Origin of the sequence: Chamaesiphon sp. VAR_69_metabat_338 (assembly GCF_031423935.1) — a bacterium.
In the GTDB taxonomy this organism is placed as follows: domain Bacteria; phylum Cyanobacteriota; class Cyanobacteriia; order Cyanobacteriales; family Chamaesiphonaceae; genus Chamaesiphon.
This window is the reverse complement of sequence record NZ_JANPGM010000694.1, coordinates 1-4276: the sequence shown is the minus strand read 5'-3', so window position 1 is coordinate 4276 and position 4276 is coordinate 1. Positions and strand designations below refer to the sequence as shown.

At 46.8% G+C, this 4276-nt stretch carries 2 protein-coding genes; both read right to left on the bottom strand.

Annotated elements, in window-relative coordinates; translation table 11 throughout:
* Positions 1–261 precede the first annotated feature (261 nt).
* A complete protein-coding gene (locus tag RMO84_RS19420; RefSeq protein ID WP_310490085.1) occupies positions 262–1962 on the bottom strand; it encodes an iron uptake porin in 1701 nt (566 codons plus the stop codon).
* Between the two features lie 281 nt (positions 1963–2243).
* Positions 2244–3980, bottom strand: coding sequence for an iron uptake porin (locus RMO84_RS19415; RefSeq protein WP_310490084.1), 1737 nt, complete (start codon positions 3978–3980; stop codon positions 2244–2246).
* Positions 3981–4276 lie beyond the last annotated feature (296 nt).

The window sequence follows — 4276 nt, the reverse complement described above, 5'->3', positions numbered from 1 at the left end:
CTTACCCAGACTGGTGTTGCTAACAGTGGATGTTGTTGGTTCTGGTTGCTTGGCGGTACTCGATTGCGCAGTGGCAATGACTGCGGCTGTAGCAATGCTGGATGCTCCCAGTAAGATGTCCCGTCGTTTCATTAGTTATTAAGTTGTCAACTACTAATCATCAGTAAACAGCATATAGAGATCGATCGCCACTCCTATCTACCACCGCACAAAAAAGGGTTCCCTGGATGGGAACCCCTCGATCGAGACTGGTAAGATTGACTAGAACACGAACGTCGTGCGAATCGTACCGAGGTATTCAGTGGGGTTGCCAGCATTATGCTCGGGGTTAGTCAAGAGCAATAATCCAGGCGTGATATAGAGATTATCGCTGACTTTATATTTGTAGAAAGTTTCCAGGTGTAAACTAGTATCATTATCACGACGAGTTACTGTCGTGTTACTAGTTACCTTCGGTTGCATCCCAACGACAAATCCAAGGGTGCTACCTTTGGAGCCGAAATCTTTCACTGCCAGCGTGGCGGCGTAGTTCCAGATATCGGCACTACCACCACCAGTTGCTTCGCGATTGGCTTGCGTCAAACCACCCCAAGCGGATAAGACTAGATTTTTAGAGAGATTGACACTACCGAGTACCGAATAGTGGTTGCCAGAAGTTGGCGAACCAGCAAAGGGATTGTTTGCAAAGGTACTACCCGTGTTGCCAGAGAGGACAGTACCGTTAGTGGTGTAAGTCCGAGCGTAGATTAAGCCTAAGCTCACATCTTCCGAAGGTTTTAAAGTGAGTTGCGAAAACAGCACATTAGAACCATTGAACAAACCATTATTCTGACTGGGATTATTGACGGTTTCTGGCGCAGGGTTAACACCTGTTTGGGGGACGCGAGGTACCGCATAGCTCAATACCAAGCCGAGATTGGGGCTTAATTTGGTATCGATCCCGATCCCTGCACCCTCATTGCTGAGGCGATAAACTGGGTTGAAGCGACCGAATCTGGTGATAGAACCAGTACCCGCAGCTTGAAGTTCGGGGTTGAAGTTATAGTAGTTATCGTTGAACTCATTGCCGACACTTTCGATATAGACTTTGCTGGTGGCACTCAACGGTAACTGATACTGCAATCTGCTGACATAGGTGGCGTTTTCTTCACTACCTTCAAATCCCAGTCGGGTCATGTTAGTACCAGATGGAGTGCCCGCAAAAGTGTTGCTATTGCGAGATTGGAGCCGTACCAAGAGTAAGTCTTTGCCGGTGAAACTACTGCGGAAATTAAGCCGCACGCGATCGGCAAAAATCGTATTGCGTGTTGCCGTAGACGGGCCACCCGCCAACCCATTAATCGCAAAAATTGCTTCCCCAACTAGTTTTGTCGTCGTCGAGAAGCTTTGGTCTTTGACCTTAGTGACTTTATCATCTAGCTCTCTGATGCGGCTATCTACAGCTTGCAGTTCGGTGCTAAAAGACTGTACTAGAGCTTTGACCCTATCGAGATCCTGCTGAGTAACTTCTGGTTCTACAGGTGCAGGAGGTGCGACTGGAGTAGGTTCTGGTGCTGGCGGGATGACTTCCTGTTCTACTGGCGGTGGCGTTGTGACAGCGGGTGCTGGAGACCGCCGTTTCTTGAGTTTACGAACTTTCCTTCTGGCAACTAGTTGCTCGATCGATTGGACGCAGCTATTGAGACTAGTGGCAAATTCTTCGCGCGATAGGGTTTTGCCATCGGGAGTGTTGGCACAGCTATACTTCTTGCTTAATGCCTGAAGATTTTGATAAGCCCAGTCCCCAGATTTAATTTCTGTCGCTTGTGAGGTTTGTTCGATCTCTGTTGCGTTAGGCTCTACAGCCAGAGAATTGGGGACTGTTGTCGATTCATTAGCAGTTGCCAATGCGCCCATCGCGTTCCAGACAGTTACGAGAATCAGGAGTGGCGACAACAGATTTTTAAATAACAATTTTGTCATTCGATCGATTTTTCCTCACACGGTAATTTTTTACCTAATTACATAGGCATAGTTGGGCACATCCTACAGTATTAGTTTTTATCATTTCTGCATAATAGTTTACAGTTTATAATCTACCCAGATGATATATCCGTGGGACGCTCGATGTTTCCAGGCTTTGTCGGCTCCAGTCTACAAAGGCTCAGACACCAACCGATCGATAAAAAAAATGGGAAAGCAGGTTGCTTTCCCATTGTGACTATATTTTTGCTATTGCTAACTCTGACTGACGCGTTCGTTAATTAGAATTTAAAGGTAGTGCGGATCGTGCCGACATACTCAGTGGGGTTAGCACTATTATGTTCGGGATTGGTGATCAGCAAAATGCCAGGAGTAATCGCCAAGTTATCATTTAACTTCACTTTGTACAGAGCTTCAAGATGATATGAAGTGCTGTTATCGGGGGAAGCAGCAGTACTGCGCGAATTAAGTTTTGGTGGGATCCCGAAAATAAATGCTAAGTTATTCCCCTTTTGACCGAGATCGGGGAAAGCTAATGAAATTGCATAGTTGCTGACACTAGCACTACCGCCACCGACCTCACGATTGGCCTCAATAAATCCAGCCCAACCGGAGAACACAAAATTAGGACTAATTTTGTAACTAGCGAGGAAAGAGTAATGGTTGGCAGTTGTCGCTACCCCATTAAAAGGATTGTCTGCTGCCGCACTACCAGTACCACCAGCAATCCCACCGTTACCATAAGAACGGGCGTAAATCAGACCGAGATTGAGATCGTTTGCTGGGCGGAAGTTTAACTGCCCGATGATAGCGTTAGCACCATTGAATAAGCCGGTACCCGCACCAGGGTTAGAAACTACAGCGGGAGTGGTAACACCAGTAGTAGCGTTAGTAGAAGCTGCGCCTGGAACCGCATATCCTACTGCTACATCTAGTGCGTCACTAAACTTGTGATTTAGTGTTAATGATGCGCCATCACCACTGAGTCGGTAAATAGGGTTGAAGCGACCGAATCGAGAAATCGAACCTTCACCAGAACTGGCAAGAATAGGGTTGAAGGTGTACATGTTCTCGTTAAACTCACTACCAACTGTCTCAGCAATAATTTTGGTTTGGGGGCTGAGTGGATAAGAGTATTGGAGCAAAGACACATTGGTTTGGTTGGCTTCGTCACCGTCATAGCCTAAACGCGCCATCCGAGTACCAGCAGGTGTCGTCAAGTTGGGCGTATTCCGAGACTGTAATCTCACGCGGAGCCGATCCTTGCCCATGAAACTAGCATCAAAGTTGAGACGAACGCGATTGCTCAACACTGTGCTACTCGAACCAGCGACGATTCCACGACCAGTGTTGTAACCGCTGATCCCAAGAATTGCTTCGGCATTTAACTTGGTAGTAGTAGAGAAAGCTTGGTCTTTGAGTTTAGTAACCTTTTCATCTAAAGCGACAAGGCGAGTATCTACACCTTGGAGTTCGGCACTAAACGATTGCACCAATCCTTTGAGTCTGTCGAGATCTTGTTGGCTAACTACTTCTTCTTGCTCGATCTGTGGTTCGGGCGGAGCTACAACTGGAGCTGGCTCAGGCGGTGGCGAGACTACTTCTGGAGCGGTTGAAGGTGCCGTCTCTACCGCTGGCGCGGGATTATACCGCCTTTTTTTGATGGCTCTACGCGGTTTTCTTCTGGCGACTAGTTGTTCGATCGATTGAACGCAACCATTAAGGCTAGTCGCAAATTCTTCGCGGGATAAGGTTTTGTTGCTAGTGGGTGTATTGCCGCAACTATATTTGTTGCCTAGTGCTTGCAATGTTTGATATGCCCAATCACCAGGTCTAACTTCGGTGGCTTGTGTAGCCTGTTCGATTTGCTCGGCAGTAGCTTCAGTATTAGTCGCCGCTACAGAATCTGATTTGGGGCTATTTGTAGGGTTAGCCATTGCAGTTTGCAGACTGGCAATCCAGACCGCAGTAGCTATAAAGATCGGGGAAATAAAAATTTTCGATAAGATGTTCGTCATGTTCTTGCTCACACTACACTTTTGAAATTTATGGTGTATTCGATTACACCACTGACACTAATGTTTAATTTTCTGCATAACAGTTTACAGTTTATGCTCAAATGTCACCAATTCATATTAATTCTGATACATTTTGGCAATCCCCTCATTACTCATATTGCCTAGCGATCCCTGCCGAACAGATCGAGATCGGATCGCTTGGTGACTGGGCTACCTAGCTGCTAGGCACGAAGATCTCGATGTAGAAGCGATCGAAGCGAGATCGCCAGTGAGAGTTAATGTAATCGGCTCGGCAA